General features: G+C 37.8%; 17 protein-coding genes. 4 read left to right on the top strand and 13 right to left on the bottom strand.

The features are described from left to right. Positions 1-143: 143 nt before the first annotated feature. From gcvH to NQZ71_RS05755, 4 genes are all read right to left on the bottom strand, one after another. On the bottom strand, positions 144-527 hold the full coding sequence (gene gcvH / locus NQZ71_RS05770) for a glycine cleavage system protein GcvH (protein ID WP_127738035.1): 384 nt from the start codon (positions 525-527) through the stop codon (positions 144-146). A gap of 43 nt (positions 528-570) precedes the next feature. Continuing rightward, the gene (locus NQZ71_RS05765) at positions 571-927 is read right to left on the bottom strand and encodes an arsenate reductase family protein (protein WP_127738036.1); all 357 of its coding nucleotides are present in this window, start codon (positions 925-927) and stop codon (positions 571-573) included. 270 nt (positions 928-1197) lie between these two features. After that, positions 1198-2952: an acyl-CoA dehydrogenase family protein gene (locus NQZ71_RS05760; protein WP_260055239.1), complete on the bottom strand. Its 1755-nt coding sequence runs from the start codon at positions 2950-2952 to the stop codon at positions 1198-1200. A 26-nt stretch (positions 2953-2978) separates the two neighbouring features. Next, positions 2979-5333, bottom strand: a complete 2355-nt coding sequence (locus NQZ71_RS05755) for a 3-hydroxyacyl-CoA dehydrogenase/enoyl-CoA hydratase family protein (RefSeq protein WP_275009245.1) — start codon at positions 5331-5333, stop codon at positions 2979-2981. Positions 5334-5521: 188 nt separating this feature from the next. On the opposite strand from NQZ71_RS05755, the gene NQZ71_RS05750 reads away from it, so the two are divergent. From NQZ71_RS05750 to NQZ71_RS05740, 3 genes are read left to right on the top strand one after another with little or no spacing between them, the layout of a single operon-like run. Beyond that, on the top strand, positions 5522-5653 hold the full coding sequence (locus NQZ71_RS05750; protein ID WP_127738038.1) for a YuzL family protein: 132 nt from the start codon (positions 5522-5524) through the stop codon (positions 5651-5653). Positions 5654-5694: 41 nt separating this feature from the next. Then, positions 5695-5976, top strand: coding sequence for a hypothetical protein (locus NQZ71_RS05745; RefSeq protein ID WP_144453579.1), 282 nt, complete (start codon positions 5695-5697; stop codon positions 5974-5976). A 13-nt stretch (positions 5977-5989) separates the two neighbouring features. Next, positions 5990-6325 carry a spore coat protein gene (locus tag NQZ71_RS05740; protein WP_127738040.1) on the top strand — a complete coding sequence of 112 codons (336 nt, stop codon included), beginning with the start codon at positions 5990-5992 and terminating at the stop codon, positions 6323-6325. 61 nt (positions 6326-6386) lie between these two features. Here NQZ71_RS05740 and NQZ71_RS05735 read toward each other — a convergent pair whose 3' ends face one another. The 3 genes from NQZ71_RS05735 to NQZ71_RS05725 form a co-directional block, all read right to left on the bottom strand. Continuing rightward, positions 6387-6635, bottom strand: a complete 249-nt coding sequence (locus NQZ71_RS05735) for a DUF2573 family protein (protein WP_144453581.1) — start codon at positions 6633-6635, stop codon at positions 6387-6389. A 207-nt stretch (positions 6636-6842) separates the two neighbouring features. Then, the gene (rodA, locus tag NQZ71_RS05730) at positions 6843-7991 is read right to left on the bottom strand and encodes a rod shape-determining protein RodA (protein ID WP_144453582.1); all 1149 of its coding nucleotides are present in this window, start codon (positions 7989-7991) and stop codon (positions 6843-6845) included. A 635-nt stretch (positions 7992-8626) separates the two neighbouring features. Continuing rightward, complete coding sequence (locus NQZ71_RS05725) at positions 8627-9907, bottom strand: methyl-accepting chemotaxis protein (RefSeq protein ID WP_144453584.1); 1281 nt, start codon at positions 9905-9907, stop codon at positions 8627-8629. Between the two features lie 442 nt (positions 9908-10349). Between NQZ71_RS05725 and NQZ71_RS05720 the strand changes: the two genes are divergently transcribed. Continuing rightward, entirely contained in the window at positions 10350-10538 is a 189-nt protein-coding gene (locus NQZ71_RS05720) for a hypothetical protein (RefSeq protein ID WP_127738044.1), read from the top strand. A gap of 136 nt (positions 10539-10674) precedes the next feature. Here NQZ71_RS05720 and NQZ71_RS05715 read toward each other — a convergent pair whose 3' ends face one another. From NQZ71_RS05715 to NQZ71_RS05690, 6 genes are all read right to left on the bottom strand, one after another. Next, positions 10675-11409 carry an amino acid ABC transporter ATP-binding protein gene (locus tag NQZ71_RS05715; protein WP_144453586.1) on the bottom strand — a complete coding sequence of 245 codons (735 nt, stop codon included), beginning with the start codon at positions 11407-11409 and terminating at the stop codon, positions 10675-10677. Between the two features lie 31 nt (positions 11410-11440). Continuing rightward, positions 11441-12148, bottom strand: a complete 708-nt coding sequence (locus tag NQZ71_RS05710; RefSeq protein WP_127738046.1) for an amino acid ABC transporter permease — start codon at positions 12146-12148, stop codon at positions 11441-11443. Next, positions 12135-12953 (bottom strand): amino acid ABC transporter substrate-binding protein, encoded by an 819-nt coding sequence (locus tag NQZ71_RS05705; protein WP_144453588.1) that lies wholly within the window; start codon positions 12951-12953, stop codon positions 12135-12137. The genes NQZ71_RS05710 and NQZ71_RS05705 overlap by 14 nt, the downstream gene beginning before the upstream one ends. A 200-nt stretch (positions 12954-13153) precedes the next feature. After that, positions 13154-13696, bottom strand: coding sequence for a C40 family peptidase (locus NQZ71_RS05700; protein ID WP_144453590.1), 543 nt, complete (start codon positions 13694-13696; stop codon positions 13154-13156). Positions 13697-14347: 651 nt separating this feature from the next. Beyond that, on the bottom strand, positions 14348-16207 hold the full coding sequence (locus tag NQZ71_RS05695; protein ID WP_317011485.1) for an ABC transporter ATP-binding protein: 1860 nt from the start codon (positions 16205-16207) through the stop codon (positions 14348-14350). After that, positions 16204-17928 (bottom strand): ABC transporter ATP-binding protein, encoded by a 1725-nt coding sequence (locus NQZ71_RS05690; RefSeq protein ID WP_317011484.1) that lies wholly within the window; start codon positions 17926-17928, stop codon positions 16204-16206. The genes NQZ71_RS05695 and NQZ71_RS05690 overlap by 4 nt, the downstream gene beginning before the upstream one ends. Positions 17929-17954: the final 26 nt, after the last annotated feature.

Raw genomic sequence — 17954 nt, 5'->3', positions numbered from 1 at the left:
AATATTATTTTTGCAGTATATTCTCTCCTGTTTAAGGAGGTTTTATTATGTAATACTTTAGCATATTGCCATGAGTAGTTAAAGTTATCGGCATTTATAAACAAAGAAGCGCCGATATGCAAATGCCGGCGCTTCTTCTTAAATCAGTTTTCGTTTGTCATTTCTTCATATTGTTCAACTGTCATCAATTGCTCAACATCTGCAAGATTAGTTGGTTCAACAACAATCATCCAAGCTTTTTCATATGGAGATTCATTTACATATTCAGGATTATCACTTAAATCTTCGTTTACTTCTACTACTTTGCCGCTAATTGGTGCATATAGTTCAGAAACTGTTTTGACAGATTCTACACTGCCGAAAGGCTCGTCCGCTTTCACTTCATCTCCAACCTCTGGAAGTTCAACAAATACGATGTCTCCTAATTCTGATTGAGCAAAATGTGTAATTCCAACTCGCACATTTTCTCCTTCAACTTTTACCCATTCATGTTCTTCTGAATAGCGCAAATCTTTCGGTGTACTCAATGCTAATCCCTCCAAATAGATTAATATCCTTCAAGCGGCACTATTATGTCCAGCTTTGTTTAAAATCCTCTTCCTTAAACCCTAACGTAACCTTTTTTCCATCTGTAGTGAAAGGACGTTTAATCAGCATGCCATCAGAAGCAAGTATATCGAGAAGCTCTGAATCCGACATATCTTTCATCTTATCCTTCAAGCCAAGATCGCGATAACGCTGGCCGCTAGTATTAAAGAATTTCTTTAATTCTAAGCCGCTATGTTTATATAGGTCTTCAAGCGTAGAGCGTGAAGGAGGATTTTCCACAATATGTACTTCTTTGTAACCTACCCCATTTTCATCCAGCCATTTTTTTGCATTTCGGCAAGTGCTGCATTTTGGATACCAATAAAATGTAAGTTCCATACGATCACCTTACTTATGTATTTTTTAAATTTATAATTGAATATTATCATATATCAAGATAAATTCATAACATTCATTTTCTAAATATATTAGTTAGATTATAAAGGTATTATTGAAAACCTTCGAAAGACGAATAATTGATAATCTGGTTATACGTAACTCTTAACAAAAAAAACAAGGAAAGAACCTGAGTGATTATGCGAATTATTAATATTACGTATAATCATTCAGGTTTATTTGAGAGTAACTCTTATTTTAGTGGCCTTTTATTTAAACAATATACTCATTTGCCGTAATCACTTTTTCAGCAGCTTCCCTTTTTAATGCAATCAATGGCTTTGGTAAAAATCTTGTATACTTTTTGAGCACTGATAAAGCAAGGCGCAAGTCATCTCCAGATTCCATGTATGCTAGTGTATCTTGGGCTTCGGTATTAATGATTTGAAATGCTTCTTGACAATAAATTTCTGTATATAACAGTTTTTGTTTTTCTTCTGTATTCTTTGTTGCGATTGCTTTTTCCGTACGCAAAATACATGATTCCATTGCAAAAACATGGGATATGATTGTTGCAATAGAGCTGAGTGCCTCTTGCTGATGCTCTATTTCCGTTGTATATTTTTTCGCTAGTAAACCTAGTAGTATAAGCACTATCTTTTTGCCGTTTCTCACAAACAATTTTTCCTGAGAAAGGATGCTCCCGTCAGGCTCACTCGGAATAAAGGTAATCATTTCGCGCTCAATAGCCTTTGCTGCAGCAAATAATGGAACATCACCCTTCATCGCTTTTCTTAAATAATTTCCTGGTACGGCCAATAGATTAATTTCATTCGTTCCTTCGAAGATGCGGTTAATCCTTGAATCACGATACATTCTTGAAATCGCGTAGTCCTCCATAAAGCCATTGCCACCATGAAGCTGTAAACACTCATCGACTATCTTGTCTAATGCCTCAGATGAAAATATCTTATTCAAGCTGCATTCCATACTATATTCATTAACAAGCTTGGCAGGAATTTTCCAATCCTCTGTCCCCTCTAACGGGTCAAGGGCGTCTGATAATAAACCTGCTGTCCGATACACAGAGCTTTCGGAGGCATACAGCAATGACGCCAATGTGCCTACTTTTGCTTTTGTCAGTGGAAATTCAGAAATTGGTGTTTGAAATTGCTTGCGATTTTTTATATATGGAACAGTCACCTTCAACGCTTCCTTGCTTGCGCCAATTGCTCCCATACCTAATTTAAACCTGCCCATATTTAAAACATTTAGGGCAATGAGATGTCCTTTCCCTTTTTCTCCAAGAAGGTTTTCTTTTGGCACAAGAACATTATCCAGTATTACAGAACAAGTGGACGAGCTTTTAATACCAAGTTTTTTCTCTTCCTTGCCGATTGATACACCTGGGAAATTACGTTCAACAATAAAAGCAGAATAATCCTTGCCATCGACCTTAGCATAAACAGTGAAAATATCTGCGATGCCGGCATTAGTAATCCACTGTTTTTGCCCCTTCAAAATATAATGAGTTCCTTCGTCATTTAATGTTGCTGTTGTTTTTATCCCTAGTGCATCAGATCCTGCTGTAGGCTCTGTTAGGCAATAGGATGCAATCTTTTCTCCTGTAGCTAATGCAGGCAAGTACTTTTGTTTTTGCTCCACATTGCCAAACAGGATGATTGGCAGTGAACCAATTCCGACATGTGCTCCATGTGTTATCGAGAAGCCTCCAGCGATGGACATTTTTTCAGAAATAATGGCAGAGCTTATTTTATCAAGTCCAGCCCCTCCAAATATTTCTGGCACATCAGCACCAAGCAGACCAAGTTCTCCTGCCTGCTTCATCAGCTCAAGCACTTTTTTAAAGTCGTGCTTTTCCATGCTGTCCAAATGAGGCATAACGGAATTACGTACGAAGTCATTTGTCATTTCTCCAATAAGCTCATGCTCCTCTGAAAAATCCTCTGGTGTGTATACATCTTTCCAGCTTGAATCTTCAAGCAAAAAACTTCCGCCTTTTTTCATTGTTTCTCCACTCCTTCATCTTCTGTCTACAAAGGCAGGGGCTTACCCGCTGTCAATACATGCAACATTCTTTTTATCGTCTCTTTCTCCCTCAACAGGTCAATAAACGCCTGTCTTTCCAACTTCAATAAATAATCCTCCTCAACTTCCGTATGGATCTCTACATCTCCGCCAGTTATAACGTATGCAAGCTTCTCTGCAATAACTTCACCATGTTTTGTTATTGCACCTTTGTCTGCAAATTCTTTTACCAAACCCATTAGAAATTGAAAGCCTTGTTTGCCTGCGACAGGTATTTTCGTTTCTGTTCTTGGCTCATAACCATTATCGAACATGTCAATTACAGCATATTTAGCCTCTTCCATAACATTCAGGCTGTTAAATGTTATAGTATCGCTGCTCTTTAGAAAGCTTGTTGCCTTGCCCTCTTCTGCTGATGTGGACACATTGCTCGTTAATATTGCTTTAAAGGCCTGAGCTGCTGCTGCAACAACATTGGGATTTTCCTGCTCTGCCAGCACGTTTAAGTACAGCTCCTTCGTTCCACCACCGCCTGGGATGAGTCCTGCACTCGTCTCGACTAGGCCAATATACGTTTCGATGGAGGCATGAATCTTCGCAGCGGCAAGACAGATTTCTGCACCGCCGCCTAATGTTTTACGATGGCTTGCTGCGACGACTGGTTTTTTGCAATACTTGATGCGCTTCAGAACATCTTGAAACTCCTTCACCACTACCTGTAGCTCGATATAATCCTTATTCTGTGCTTCAAGGAGCATCATCGCCAAATTTGCTCCTGCACTAAAGTTTTTGCCGCTGCTTCCTATTACAAGACCTTTCATTCTGTCCGTATGTTCCACAATATCCACTGCTTTGTTCAGCATCTTAATCATATCCATGCCGATGACATTATTTGGACTATGCATTTCAAAAAGAAGAACATCATCTTCCATGTCCACAATACTTGCCGCTTTATTTGAAGCAAGTATGCCGCCCGTTTGTTTTTTATACTCTAATCGATATTGATCGCTCGTAAGCGGAATTGGTACATACTGGCCATTATGATAATAGAATTGTTTTCCATCTATCCTTTTATAAAAGCTAGTAAAGCCATCCTCAATCATTTGCTCAATCCACTCAGGCAGTTTCTGATTCTCCTGCTTCAGCTTTTCGAGTGATTCAGTCAACCCTATTTCATCCCACGTTTCAAACGGTCCGCTTTTCCAGTTAAAACCTGTCTTGATTGCTAAATCTATTTGAGAAATATTGTCTGCAATCTCTCTTGCGTGTTCACCAGAATAAAGCAAATATGGCATAACACTTTTCCATAAAAAGGTTCCTTCTGCACTGTTATTATAAATAAGCTCCTTTAGCTTTTTACGCTTCTCGCTTCTTTTTGGCTTTAGTTCGTCTTCATATTGCATCGTGTGATAATTAAGGACTAGTACTTTTCCCTTTGTCTTCTTATAGAACCCTTGCTTTGTTTTCCTTCCTAACAGGTTTTCATTGAGCATTTCTAGCAGGAATGCTGGAATCTTATACTGCTCCTTTTCCAAATTATCCTTTGTTCGATTATGAACATTTTTAACAGTATGAAAAAATGTATCTAATCCAACCATATCTAACGTTTGGAAGGTAGCACTCTTTGTCCTGCCAATAAGTGGTCCTGTCAGCTGATCTACTTCACTGATTGTCATATCCATCTGGACCATGGCTTCCAATGAAGTAAGAAAAGCATGTGCGCCGATCCGGTTAGCAATAAAATTCGGAGTATCCTTGGCTTCTACCACTACCCTTCCTAAGACGGTTTCAGCAAATGATTTCATAAAGGAAACAACTTCACTTGAGGTTTTGTTTGTAGGAATGAATTCAAGCAATGATATATATCGTGGTGGATTAAAGAAATGAGTTCCTAAAAAATGGGCTTGAAAATCATCTGACAGCCCTTCTTTCATCTGTGTAATGGATATTCCTGATGTATTGCTGCTAATAATGGACCCCTGTCGTCTTACTTCATCTACTTTTTGAAACAGTGCCTTTTTCGCAGTTATTTCCTCTGTAATAACCTCAATAATCCAATCTGCTTCCTTCAACCTTTCCAAATCATCTTCGGTATTGCCTATTTCCAACCTTGTCATATGACTACCTGCAGTGAGCATGCTCGGCTTGCTTATTTTTATCCTTTGAAGCGCCTGTGCAGCAAACCTGTTGCGAACTTCTTTGTCCGAGAGTGCTAGGCCTTTTGATTGCTCCTCTTCCGAGAGGCTTGCAGGTATTTTATCAAGAAGCAATGTTGAAATACCCACATTTGCCAAATGTGCAGCAATAGCTGATCCCATGACCCCTGAACCAATAACAGCTGCTTTCTTTATACTGTACATTCCGTCTTCCTCCTTCTTTAATATACAAGTAAAAGCAAGGTTGAATGCCTTCTCTTTTACAATAAAAAACAATAAAGAACTTCTCAATAAACATATGCGGATTTTAATCCCATTTGCCGAAAAGAAAAAGTTTAATCTTTAAAACCGTCTAAATAGGCAATCCTAAAAGGTATGAGGGGGTGAGTATTATGGCCAAGATGAAAAAAAATCCTTCTAAAGGTGGAGTTAGTGCTGCAAGTGTAAAGGGAGATGCTGGACCTACAGTGGAAAGTGATGGCGGCGGCAAAAGGAATAGCCAAAACAACCAGTATAAAAAATAAGGCATTTTTTCATACTTTTTATTAGAAATGGAGGTACATTAATGCAACAGCAATCAATTAACAATATGAACCAAAGCCAAGGAATAATGATGCAACCGCCTGTAATGGTTACAGTCAAAGACTCCTTGTATTTGACAGATATGCTTTCTTGGAATCTTCTCGCCATAAAAAAGGCTCATTTTTTTGCTCAAAATATTCAAGATGCCAATATTAAACTGCAAGCAGAAAAATGTGCTCAAATGCACCAGAAGCATTATGAAAAAATACTGGCTCACTTGAATGACACAAATCAAACTCAAACGTCAGGACTGCAGCAGCAGTGAACGGAGGTAAAGAATGAATCAGCAAAAAGTTCAAAATCCAGAAAAACAAGTAGCGAAAACTCCACAAATGAACGATAGAGATTTCATTAATGATTTACTGGCTACAGAAAAATACATGACTGCTTCTTATTCAACAGCCCTTAATGAAGCAAGCAATGAAGTACTGTATCAGGATTTGCTCAGCATCTTTACCGAAACACAAAACATGCAGAGAGAGCTGTATGATCTTATGTTTCGTGAAGGCTGGTATAAGCTCGAATCAGCAGATCAGCAAAAATTGCAGCAATCCTTTCAACAGTTTAAAGGGTATGAGTCACAGTTTCCTAACGGAAACGGCGGCTTGCAATAATTTTAAAAAAGCTAGTAGCAAGGACAACGGAATAGTTGTCCTCCTACTAGCATCATATGATTTATTTTGTTTTTTGTTTTTGAAAATCATTTAATTTTTTTATTTCACTAATCATGCCTACAATTTGCTGCTTTGCTTCAGGAAATTGGCCATTCCAATGCTTAACTAAACTTGGCATTGATTTTGCCATATGATTGTAAAGCATCCAAATCTCCACTTCCTTTTTTAGATGCTCCTGACCTTCCCCAAGCAATAGCTCTGTATATTTTGTCACTAATGAATCAAACTGTTCGAGAAATTCTTTATCCAAACTTGTATCCTCCTCTTTTTTCATTTGACATTAAGTTCATTATATTTTATTATAAATTTAAATCAATTGATAATGATTATCAATATTGATTAAACCGCACTAGTGGTCTCACCTATTATTTTTCCCCCTCATAAAAAAATAATAGACCCTGAGCCAGTACTAGAAAAAAGATGTCCTAAGAAAAGGACATCTTTTTTGTTGCCAATTTTATTCATCACTTGAGAACATATACTTTTTATAATGGAAACGTATGGAGAAGATAAGTCCTATTGCCAACATATTTCCAAGCAAGGAGCTTCCGCCATAGCTTATAAATGGCAATGGGATACCTGTTATCGGTAATACTCCAACAGTCATACCAATATTTTGGAATACATGGAAGGTAATCATACTAATAACACCAACACAAATGCATGTGTAAAAGGAATTTTTCGTTTCAAGTGCAACTTTGGTTATGTGATAGATCAGAAGGAAAAATAAACTTATGATAACACTCGCACCAATAAATCCAAATTCCTCTCCGACAACACTGAAGATAAAGTCTGTGTGATTTTCTGGCAGAACAACTTCACTTGTGCCAATCCCTTTTCCTGTCGTCTGCCCTGATCCTATCGCAAGTAATGACTGTGTCAAATGATAACCAGTAGAGCTTTGATAGTTATATGGGTCTAACCATGAATAAATTCTTCCAAATTGGTATTCCTGCACACCTAAATATTTCTTCAGCCACTCTGGATGCCAAATTACCATATATAACACTCCAGTGGCTATTGATATTCCGCCGCCAAATATAGGAGTTATTATCTTCCAAGAGATACCTGATATAAAAATCATCCCGACCATTATGGCAATAAGGACAAGCGATGTACCTAAATCAGGCTGTTGCATAACAAGTAGCAATGGTACAAATGTAATCCCGCCGATTTTCAGCAGCAATAAGAAATCGCTCTGTGTAGTCTTTGAGATATGCTTTTCCTGGTGGTCCACAATGATCTTAGATAAGGTTAAGATTAAAAAGACTTTAACGAACTCAGAAGGCTGTAAAGAGAAGCCAGGCAGTGTAAACCAGCTTTTCGCACCATTGATTTCACGAGCAATACTAGAAGGTGCGACAATTAACAGCAAAAGGAGCACAAGTCCAAATCCGTATAAATACCAGGACAGTTTTTTAAGCTGATCTGAATCCAATTGCATAATTCCCGCTATAATTGCAGTTCCAATTACATAAAAGACAACTTGTTTAATGACAAAACTCGAATTGGCACTATAAATGGCAACAAGACTCGCCAAGCTTAACAGCATTAATATAAGTACAAGTGTAAAGTCTATTTTTGATGTATTCCTGTTTGGGGTCATTTCTCATTGCTCCTCGAATATGTGAAAACTTAAGTTAAATGGTTAAAAAAAGAGTAACCTACATAATAGTTTATACAATTCTTCATTATATTTGTAATTGCAGCAAATAACAACTTTCGACAAGGATTTAATGAAAATTTAATGTAATCCTCCAGATTATTCCACTTCGTATTTTTAAAATTGTAATGGAGAAAAAATCTTCATTCCTTTTATAGATGTATAATATATCCTTCCTAGCTTAAGTCTACCTTAAAATATCATGTTCCATCCATGGCAGGGAGGAATGGAGTGTCCTCGGCTTCGCCGGAGGGGTCTAAATCGGCTTCTATTTCCCTTAGTAGTCAAGTGGACAGTATTGCTTTAATAGTAGTTCGTTTCATTGCGCTGCGCCTACTCGCTTTCCGCGGGGAGGAATGGAGCCTCCTCGGCTTCGCCTGTGGGGTCTAAATCGTCCTCTATTTCCCTTAGTAGTCGAGTGGACTCCGCTCCATTCCACTATGGTTTTTGTTTGTTGCATAGACTAAAACATACAAAAAAACTGAACTATTAATCGATAATTCTGCAATCGATTAAATAGCTCAGTTTTTAACTTGTCCCAGCCTATTAATTTTGGTCTGGATAGTTACGCCTCATTCTTACTTATGATATATCTTTACTACTTCCACTAGGTCGTCTGCGATTTGTGCAAGGGATTTTGTGGATACTGTTATTTCTTCGATTGCTGCTAATTGTTCTTGTGAAGAAGCTGATACATTCATGGAATTTTGGCTGTTTTCTTTTGCAATGGTTGTGACTTGATCAACGGATCCGGCCACTTCAACAATACTGGCATTGATGTTTTTCGCTGCTGCGAGGATGTTTTTCATCTGATCACTCATATTCTCCATGCTGCTAGAAATGACGTTGAATTTTTCCTTCGTATTGTTTGTTATATTTATGCCGTCTTTCACTTCATCTGTTACTCTTCTCATCGTTTTAACAGAGGTTAATGTATCTTTTTGGATTTCATTAACGAGTACTGCAATCTGTTTAGCTGATTGATTAGATTGTTCAGCAAGCTTTCTGACTTCCTCTGCAACAACAGCAAACCCTTTCCCTGCTTCTCCTGCTCTTGCTGCTTCAATGGCTGCATTAAGAGCCAACAGGTTAGTCTGATCAGCAATTTCTGTGATTACATTTAAAAATTGACCAATCTCTTGTGAGCGCTCCTGCAGAAGCTCAATTGTTTGGTTTGACTCTTTGACTGAATTTTGGATAAGGCTCATTTGTTTAACAGTGCTTTCAACAACCTCTTGTCCTTCTTTCGCCTTAATAACTGTTTCATTCGATGCTTGAACCATCTCTTCTGTATTTTTGGCGATATCCATTATTTCACTATTTACTACAGAGACAGCGTCTGCGACACTTTCCATACCCTTTGTTTGTTCTTCAGAACCAACAGCAACACTTTGTATTGCTGAAGAAATCTGCTCTGATACATGACTTGTTTCTACTGTATTAGCTGTAAGTGTTTCTGCAGATGAATTAACTATTCCAGCAGTCTCATTTACTTTGTCTACCATTGATTTAATCGAATCCTTCATTAAAACAAACTCATCAGTCAATTGACCAATTTCATCATTTGATTTTTTTTGAAGATCAATGTCAAGATTTCCTTTTCGAATCTCCTTCGTTGCGGCAAGCAGATTTTTAATTGGCTTGATAATAATTCTGCGGGTGAATAAAGACGCAATTAAAGTTGTAAACACCAAGTTGATGACCGTATTAATGACCATCCCTAATTCTGGTGCGAAGATTCCCGCATTCCTAAGCATATCATTCAATTGTATGGATATAGGCGTGCTTATCATTGTAGCTAACACAATAATGAAAGCTATTTTTGTCCGTAAACTATGAAACAAATTTTTCTTTTTCATTTTAAACCGCCCTAACTATTTATTTTATAGGATATAATACCTAATACTAATAGGTACAATATAGCATATATTTATTTTATCGGTCATCTCATTTGATTTATTTAGCTATTTATTAGAACTTTCTTACTAGTTAAACAAAAAAAGGAGCATTATGTGCATGCACATAATGCTCAAAAGTGAGAGGAGGTTATGGGGTTACGGTATAAAGAAAAGCGCTATAACTCTTTCGGAAAAGATGATACAAGCTATTCTTTATACTTATTAGATATGCTTTTTCAGAGGAAAAGTGAGGGCTTATCCTGTTTTTTTCTGAAAAAGGGCAAGCCCCTAATAAAAAAATTGATGCATGTCCATATCTGTCTTCTAAAGAGAATGGTCTCGCCATATACTGTATGGGGTGAAAAGCTTGAATATTGTTGGTCGCTGTTAGGAGGGGCTCCACTTGGAAAAACTCAAAAAGCTGTCAAGTGTCCAGTTTTGTATGGTTTGGACGTTTATCAGCACACTTTTGTTCTATATCATAACAGATATTTCCGTGTATACGATCGCTGCTCTAATTGCAGGTATTGTGCTTTCCTTTATTAATTTGCTGGAGGATGAAGTTATTCATCAAAAAATACGTGGCGAATAAATTTATTTTAGAATTGATGTATAAAAATCAAAAAGGGAGACCACAATGTTATTACAAAGTGTAATTCCCCCTTTTGTTAAAGAGATATTAGGCAATCATCCCCCCTAAGGATTTATTAGCCGAATATCTCTTTTTTTTATTGAAGCAACTGCAGAAATCTTTTTGTTCTGTCTTCCTTTGGATTAGAGAAAAATTCTTCAGGAGTTGCCTTTTCTACGATATAGCCGCCATCCATAAATAAAATCTCGTCTGCTACTTCTCTGGCAAACTTCATCTCATGTGTAACAACAATCATCGTCATTCCTTCTCTTGCAAGATCCTTCATTACCTTCAATACTTCACCGACAAGCTCTGGGTCTAGTGCTGATGTTGGCTCATCAAAAAGCATTACTTCAGGTTCCATCGCAAGCGCTCGCGCAATACCAACACGCTGTTGCTGTCCTCCTGAAAGCTGATAAGGGTAAAAGTCGAGCTTATCCGCCAAGCCAACTTTAGCGAGAAGCTGTTCTGCCTTTTTCCGTGCCTTTTCCTTATCTTCTTTTTTGACAATGACTGGTCCCTCCATTACATTTTGTAATGCTGTCTTATGAGGGAACAGATTATAGCCTTGGAATACCATACCTGTCAGCTTACGAAATTCTGTTACTTCTTTTTTGGAAACCTTCTGAGTGAAATCAATGCTTTTATTGCTAATAGCAATCGATCCTCCAGATGGTGTTTCAAGGAGGTTCAAACAGCGAAGCATTGTTGTTTTCCCTGAACCCGATGGTCCAATCACAACAATCACTTTCCCTTTTTCTACATCTAAACTAATGTCCTTTAAAACCTCCAGCTCTCCAAAGCTTTTGGACAAGCCTGTAATTTTAATCATTTGGCATCCTCCTTTCTGCTAATTGTGGTGTTTATTTAAGCAAATGCCTGCTGAAGCGGTCCTCCAGCCTTTGCTGAACAATAGATAGAGGGAAACAAATCAGCCAGTACAGCAGAGCCACTTCTGAATACAGCAGTAAAAACTCATAGTTAGTACTTGCAATCTCCTGTGCTTTTCGGAACATCTCCGTAACAAGGATAAGTGCCGCAAGGGATGTATCCTTTATCAAGCTGATGAATGTGTTTGATAATGGTGGCAATGAAACACGAGCTGCTTGTGGCAGAATAATTCTTTTTAAATTCTGTCCGTATGTCATTCCAATAGAATAGCCTGCCTCCCATTGTCCCTTTGATATGCTCGAAATCGATGCACGGACTATTTCTGACGCATATGCGCCGACATTCAAGGAAAAGCCGATGATTGCTGCCGGAACTGGGTCTATTGTGAGATTCTCACTTAAATTAGGAAGACCATAAAAGATAATAAAGAGTTGTACTAATAACGGTGTACCTCTAATAATGGAAACATATACACGAGCAATGATTTGAAAAATCTTTACGCTAGATAAACGCGCAAGGGCGGTTAGCACCGCGAGCACAAGACCGATGATGAATGACACAATGGCTAAAGGCAACGAATACAAAAAGGCCCCCTTCAGCAAAGGCAGAAGGGAACTTGTTGCTATATCCGTATAACGTTGAAGCTGCTCAGGATCTGTAAAGATATTATTTAAGAACATCTTCCCCGAACCATTTCTCAGATATTTTTTTGTATGTGCCATCATCGATCATATCTGTAAGTGCTTTATTAACCTCAGTTACTAATGATTCACTGTCTTTTCTAAACATTAAACCACTTTGTGCCACATCATCTGCTGTATCTGAAATAACGATATCTGCGTCAGGCTTTTGCTTTTTATAATCTAAGAAGGACAATTTATCATTGACTGTTGCATCAACACGTCCAGAGTTCAGCAATTCAACAGCTTGGTTAAAGCCATCAATACCGACAAGTTCAGCACCGTAAGACTCTGCTGTTTTCGCATAGTTGCTTGTTAGTGACTGAGCTGATTTCTTGCCTTTAAGGTCCTCAAAGCTTTTAATGTCTGAATCAGACTTTGTTACTAAAACTGCTGTAGAGGAAATATATGGATCAGAAAATAGATATTTCTCTTTTCTCTCATCGTTGATACCTACTTGGTTTGCGATCATGTCAAAACGTTTTGCATCAAGACCTGCAAAGATTGCATCCCATTGTGTTTCTTTAAATTCTACATCGACACCAAGACGCTTGCCTACTTCTTGGGCAATTTCAACGTCAAACCCTGTTAAATCACCTGTTTTTTCATCATGAAAAGTGAATGGAGCATATGTACCTTCTGTACCAACAACAATTTTTCCATCACTTTTAATTTTTTCGAGCAAATCCTCACTGCCTTTATCAGCATTTGAACTTGAATCGTCTTTATCTGCATTGCTGCCACAAGCAGCCAATGCTATTGTTAAACTTAATAATAAGCATAGCAGTAAACTGAATTTCTTCATGCGAAAAATCCTCCTAATTCCGATATGTCTTGTAAGACAAAGGTTATCATATTATATCGAGAAGTTATTTGTCAAAAGTTATTTACTTTCTTTTTATATTTTCACCAAAAGCTTTTCTGATAACCATCTTTTTTAAAAAAATAAAAAAAACCATCAATGGATGGTTAGGAATAATATAGATATAAGTGCTATTAATGTATTTAAAAGGAAGATGCTGATTTTAAATAATAATGCTGCAGTTTCCCTTCATATATATGTTCCATTTTGTAATCATCCAGCAAATCATACGGTGTCACTAAAGATGGATGCTTATTCCCATATAAAGCCCCGCTTTCATGTAAAACAGACGCGACAAATTGTGAACAGAAAAAAGCATTTTTGCGGGGAAAAGGTATATTAAATATGATAAAAAACAAACCAATTAAGTTATAGCGATAGCAATGCTTTTCTTTTTCAATCTGATTAATAATGTCCTTCATCTTGTCATGCTGCTCTTTCGTAACACGTATGCTATAGATGGCACAGCATGCGTTTTTGAAGAATTCATCTCTAATATTTTCTTTAACAAATCCGCCAATAAACGGATTTTTCGGCTTCTTTCGTCCAAAGCTGTAAACTTCCACTAACTGGGAGTCAAAAGAAATAGAGGCATGGTTATGCGGTTTTTTTGTAAAAAGCTTAATGCATCTTGTGAACCAGGTGCCAGTATCACTTAGTATTAAATAAACAGTCTGCTCATCCATTCTTACCCTCCACCAAAAATACATTTTATTGTATAACGATTTAATAATGCAAAAGGTTTCCATTTATGAAAAAAATAGTCCATTCACATTAGTGATTACTGTATAAGGGTAAATTTCAGTAAAAGAAGCTTTTCCCTCTTTTCATCATATAGACGTTTGCCGTTTTCGTGAACAAACTTTAGGATTATCTTTTCTCAGACTATAGGCTTAGAACTTACTATGAAATATTGGACACATGATTTTTCATTTTGAGTATGACTTTAAAGTTAGTTGTTTCCATGAGGTTAGGACAAAACAAAAGATAACCTTTCTAAACACGAATAGTAAAATTACAACTAAATTTAAAAAATGAAGGTTGTGTCTAAATAGAATAGGGAGTTAAAATTAGTTCATTTCATTGCGCTTTCCCCACTCGCTTTCCGCGGGGAAAGCTTCAGCCTCCTCTATTTCCCTTAGTAGTCGAGTGGCCTCAAAAAAACGAACCATTTAATCAACAGTTGATTAAGTAGTCCGGTCTCTACGCTCGTTCACATACTTATGTCCCAGCCTCATAGCTAAATTACTAATAGTAAAAAAGAAAAAAACGAGTTATGTCGCAATTCTCCTTTACAGAGAATTGCTAATCATAGCTCGGTTTTTTCTTGCCAAATTTTAAGCTGTTGCTTCTGAAAATTGGCTGTTATATAAGTCTGCGTAAAATCCATTTTGTTGCAGCAGCTCTTCATGGTTTCCTTGTTCGATAACTTGACCGTTTTTCATAACTAGGATGACATCTGCATCTTTAATGGTGGAAAGTCTATGTGCGATAACAAAGCTGGTGCGATTTTTCATAAGCTCTGCCATTGCCTCTTGTATTTGTGCCTCTGTCCTTGTGTCGACACTGCTTGTTGCCTCATCAAGAATTAGCAAAGCAGGATCTGCTAATAGCGCTCTGGCAATAGTAAGCAATTGCTTTTGGCCTTGTGAAATATTGGAACCATCTTCGTTAATAACTGTTTCATAGCCATCAGGCAATGTTCGGATAAAGTGTTCGGCATTTGCAAGCGCAGCTGCTTTGCTCACTTCCTCATCTGTTGCACCCTGCTTGCCATAAGCTATATTTTCTCGAATTGTTCCTTTAAATAACCAAGTATCCTGAAGCACCATACCAAACATACTGCGTAAACGCCCTCTCTCCATTGTGGAAATATCAACATCGTCAATTTTAATAGAGCCTCGATTTAGATCATAGAACCGCATTAATAAGTTGATTAAGGTTGTTTTTCCGGCGCCAGTTGGTCCCACAATTGCTACTTTCTGTCCTGGGTTAATTTGAATGTTTAAGTCTTTAATAAGCTCCTCATCCTCTTTATAGCTGAAATAGACAGAATCGAATTGAACGGCACCAGAGGGATGGTCAATGACATGCTTCTCATCCGAATTTTCCGCTTCCTCCTCTTCATCCAATAGATCAAACACCCTCTCAGCAGAGGCAATGGTTGATTGGATGACATTAGAGATATTGGATAGCTGTTGAATTGGCTGCGAGAATTGTCTTGCATATTGGATGAAGGCTTGGACGTCTCCGACAGTAATTCTTCCTGCTGAAGCATAAATTGCCCCTATCACTACTACAAAAACATAGCCGATATTATTGATAAATTGCATCAATGGCATGATCAGACCTGATATGAACTGAGATTTCCAGCTTGATTCAAATAATTTATCATTAATGCCGTCAAATTTTTCAATTGCTTTCTTTTCGTGACCAAATGCTTTTACGATTTGATGACCTGTGAACATTTCCTCAATATGGCCATTTAATGCTCCTAATGTTGCCTGCTGACTTCTGAACTGAACCTGTGAGCGTTTGGCAATTTTCACTGTTGCAAAGATGCTCAAAGGAATGGTCAAAAAGCATACTAATGCAAGAACAGGACTAATAGTAAGCATCATAATGATAACTCCGACAAATGTAATCACAGATGTAATTAATTGCGTGACACTTTGTTGCATCGTATTGTTGATATTATCAATATCATTAATAGCTCTACTTAATGTTTCACCATGTGGTGTTCTGTCAAAATATTTGAGCGGCAATCTTTCCAGCTTTTCATGTACCTCTTGGCGCAGCTGAAATATTGTCTTTTGCGAAATATTGACCATAATAATCTGCTGTATATACATAAATAAGGAGCTAACAATGTAAAGAACAATAAGCCATAATAAGATTTGCCCAATTGCTCCAAAGTCAATGACAGCACCTGGTACACCGTTCATTTTAGCCATCAGCCCGTTAAAGATATTATCAATTGCCTTGGCTAAAATCTTCGGACTAAATATAGAAAAGACAGTGCTAAGAATCGCTGCTATAATAACAAATAATAGCTGCAGCTTATATGCACCAAGGTATTTGGCAAGACGCTTCAGTGTGCCTTTTGCATCCTTTGCTTTTTGGACAGGCATATGGCTCGGTCCCCCGTGGCCCCTCGAAGGTATCGGTGAATTTTTGCTTTGATGTTGTCCACTCATACTGTCTCCTCCACAACGCCCTGTGACTTCACAATTTCTTGGTATACGCTGCAACTGATGAGCAATTGCTCATGTGTACCAATGCCCGCAATTTGCCCTTCATCCAACACGATTATTGTATCTGCATCTTTAATAGTGCTGACTCTTTGGGCAACGATAATGACATTGGCATCCGTAATGTCTTCTTTTAATGCTTTCCGTAAATTTGCATCTGTTCGATAATCAAGTGCGGAAAAACTATCATCAAACAAGTAAATTCGCGGCTTTCTTACAAGAGCTCTTGCGATGGACAAACGTTGCTTTTGCCCTCCAGACAAATTTGTACCACCTTGTGAGATTTGCGATTCAATCCCCAATTCAAGCTGATCGACGAATTCCTTCGATTGGGATGTTTCTAATGCCTCAAGAATCTCACTCTCTGTAGCATCTTCCTTCCCATAACGGATGTTATCTGCAATAGTACCTGAAAACAAAACTGCTTTTTGTGGTACATAGCCAATCGCATGACGAAGACCACTTTGAGCATATTCTGTTATGTTTTTTCCATCAACAAGGATTTCACCATTATTAACATCATAAAATCTTGTTATTAAATGGAGAACAGTAGATTTTCCTGAACCTGTCCCGCCAATGATTGCCGTTGTTTTTCCAGGCTGCAAGCGAAACGAGAGTCCTTCGAGCACCGGCTTTTCTGCTAAAGGATAAGAAAAGCTTACATTGCGGAACTCAATTTCCCCTTTTTTAAGCATTTCATCGTCAGACACCTTGTCCGTCATTGTTGGTGAAATATCGAGTATCTCATTAATACGGTCTGCTGAAGCGGATGCTCTTGGCATCATCACAAAAATCATGCTGACCATCATAAGGGAAAACATTATTTGCATTCCATATTGTACAAATGCCATAATATCGCCAACTTGCATATTGCCTTGGTCCACTTGAATGCCGCCAAACCAAATGATAGCGACAGTCGATAGGTTAAGAACAATCATCATAATCGGCATCGTAACTGCCATTATTTTGTTTACCCTTAATGCTGTGGAAGTCAAATCCTCGTTCGCTCGAAGAAAACGCTCCTTTTCAAATTCTTCCTTATTGAAGGAGCGGATAACACGAACACCAGTTAAATTCTCTCGAAGTACTCCATTCAAGTTATCAAGCTTTCCTTGCATTACCTTAAACAAAGGAATACCTTTTTTAATGACAAGATAAATAATTAGTGCAAGCACTGGAATGGCAACTACAAATATTAAGGATAATTTCGCATTTTTTGATACAGCCATGACAATTCCACCAATGCACATCATCGGTGCAAGCACGACCATTCTTAATATCATCATCGTCACTTGCTGTACTTGGTTGATGTCATTCGTTGTTCTGTTAATTAAAGAGGAAATGCCAACTCGATTTGCCTCCTCTACGCCAAAGCTTTCTACTTTGTAAAACATCTTTTGTCTTAAGTCTTTTGCAAAAGATGATCCTACCTTTGAGGAATAGAAGCTTGAAATGCAAGCACATATTGTCCCAAACGCTGCGACACCAATCATCCATCCGCCTATCTCAAGCATGTATTGAATATCATTCTGGACGATTCCGTAATCGACTATATCTGCCATGAGTGTCGGCAAATACAGTTCCGCCAAAACACGGAACAACGTCAAAAACAATATGATGGCAACCCCTATCTTATATGGTTTTAATCCTAGCAGCAGCTTCTTCATCAATTATCCTCCAGTTTATTCTTCGC

Origin of the sequence: Niallia taxi (assembly GCF_032818155.1) — a bacterium.
Taxonomy (GTDB): Bacteria; Bacillota; Bacilli; order Bacillales; family Cytobacillaceae; genus Niallia; species Niallia taxi_A.
Note: the sequence above shows the minus strand (reverse complement) of the source record. Positions and strands in the feature narration are given on the sequence as shown.

Coding starts and splice junctions, on each gene's coding strand:
- NQZ71_RS05740 (WP_127738040.1), top strand. CDS start 5,990: ATGAATCAGCAAAAAGTTCAAAATCCAGAAAAACAAGTAGCGAAAACT.
- NQZ71_RS05750 (WP_127738038.1), top strand. CDS start 5,522: ATGGCCAAGATGAAAAAAAATCCTTCTAAAGGTGGAGTTAGTGCTGCA.
- NQZ71_RS05755 (WP_275009245.1), bottom strand. CDS start 5,333: ATGTACAGTATAAAGAAAGCAGCTGTTATTGGTTCAGGGGTCATGGGA.
- NQZ71_RS05710 (WP_127738046.1), bottom strand. CDS start 12,148: ATGTTCTTAAATAATATCTTTACAGATCCTGAGCAGCTTCAACGTTAT.
- NQZ71_RS05765 (WP_127738036.1), bottom strand. CDS start 927: ATGGAACTTACATTTTATTGGTATCCAAAATGCAGCACTTGCCGAAAT.
- NQZ71_RS05715 (WP_144453586.1), bottom strand. CDS start 11,409: ATGATTAAAATTACAGGCTTGTCCAAAAGCTTTGGAGAGCTGGAGGTT.
- NQZ71_RS05745 (WP_144453579.1), top strand. CDS start 5,695: ATGCAACAGCAATCAATTAACAATATGAACCAAAGCCAAGGAATAATG.
- NQZ71_RS05725 (WP_144453584.1), bottom strand. CDS start 9,907: ATGAAAAAGAAAAATTTGTTTCATAGTTTACGGACAAAAATAGCTTTC.
- rodA (WP_144453582.1), bottom strand. CDS start 7,991: ATGACCCCAAACAGGAATACATCAAAAATAGACTTTACACTTGTACTT.
- NQZ71_RS05695 (WP_317011485.1), bottom strand. CDS start 16,207: ATGAGTGGACAACATCAAAGCAAAAATTCACCGATACCTTCGAGGGGC.
- NQZ71_RS05705 (WP_144453588.1), bottom strand. CDS start 12,953: ATGAAGAAATTCAGTTTACTGCTATGCTTATTATTAAGTTTAACAATA.
- NQZ71_RS05690 (WP_317011484.1), bottom strand. CDS start 17,928: ATGAAGAAGCTGCTGCTAGGATTAAAACCATATAAGATAGGGGTTGCC.
- NQZ71_RS05700 (WP_144453590.1), bottom strand. CDS start 13,696: ATGGATGAGCAGACTGTTTATTTAATACTAAGTGATACTGGCACCTGG.
- NQZ71_RS05760 (WP_260055239.1), bottom strand. CDS start 2,952: ATGAAAAAAGGCGGAAGTTTTTTGCTTGAAGATTCAAGCTGGAAAGAT.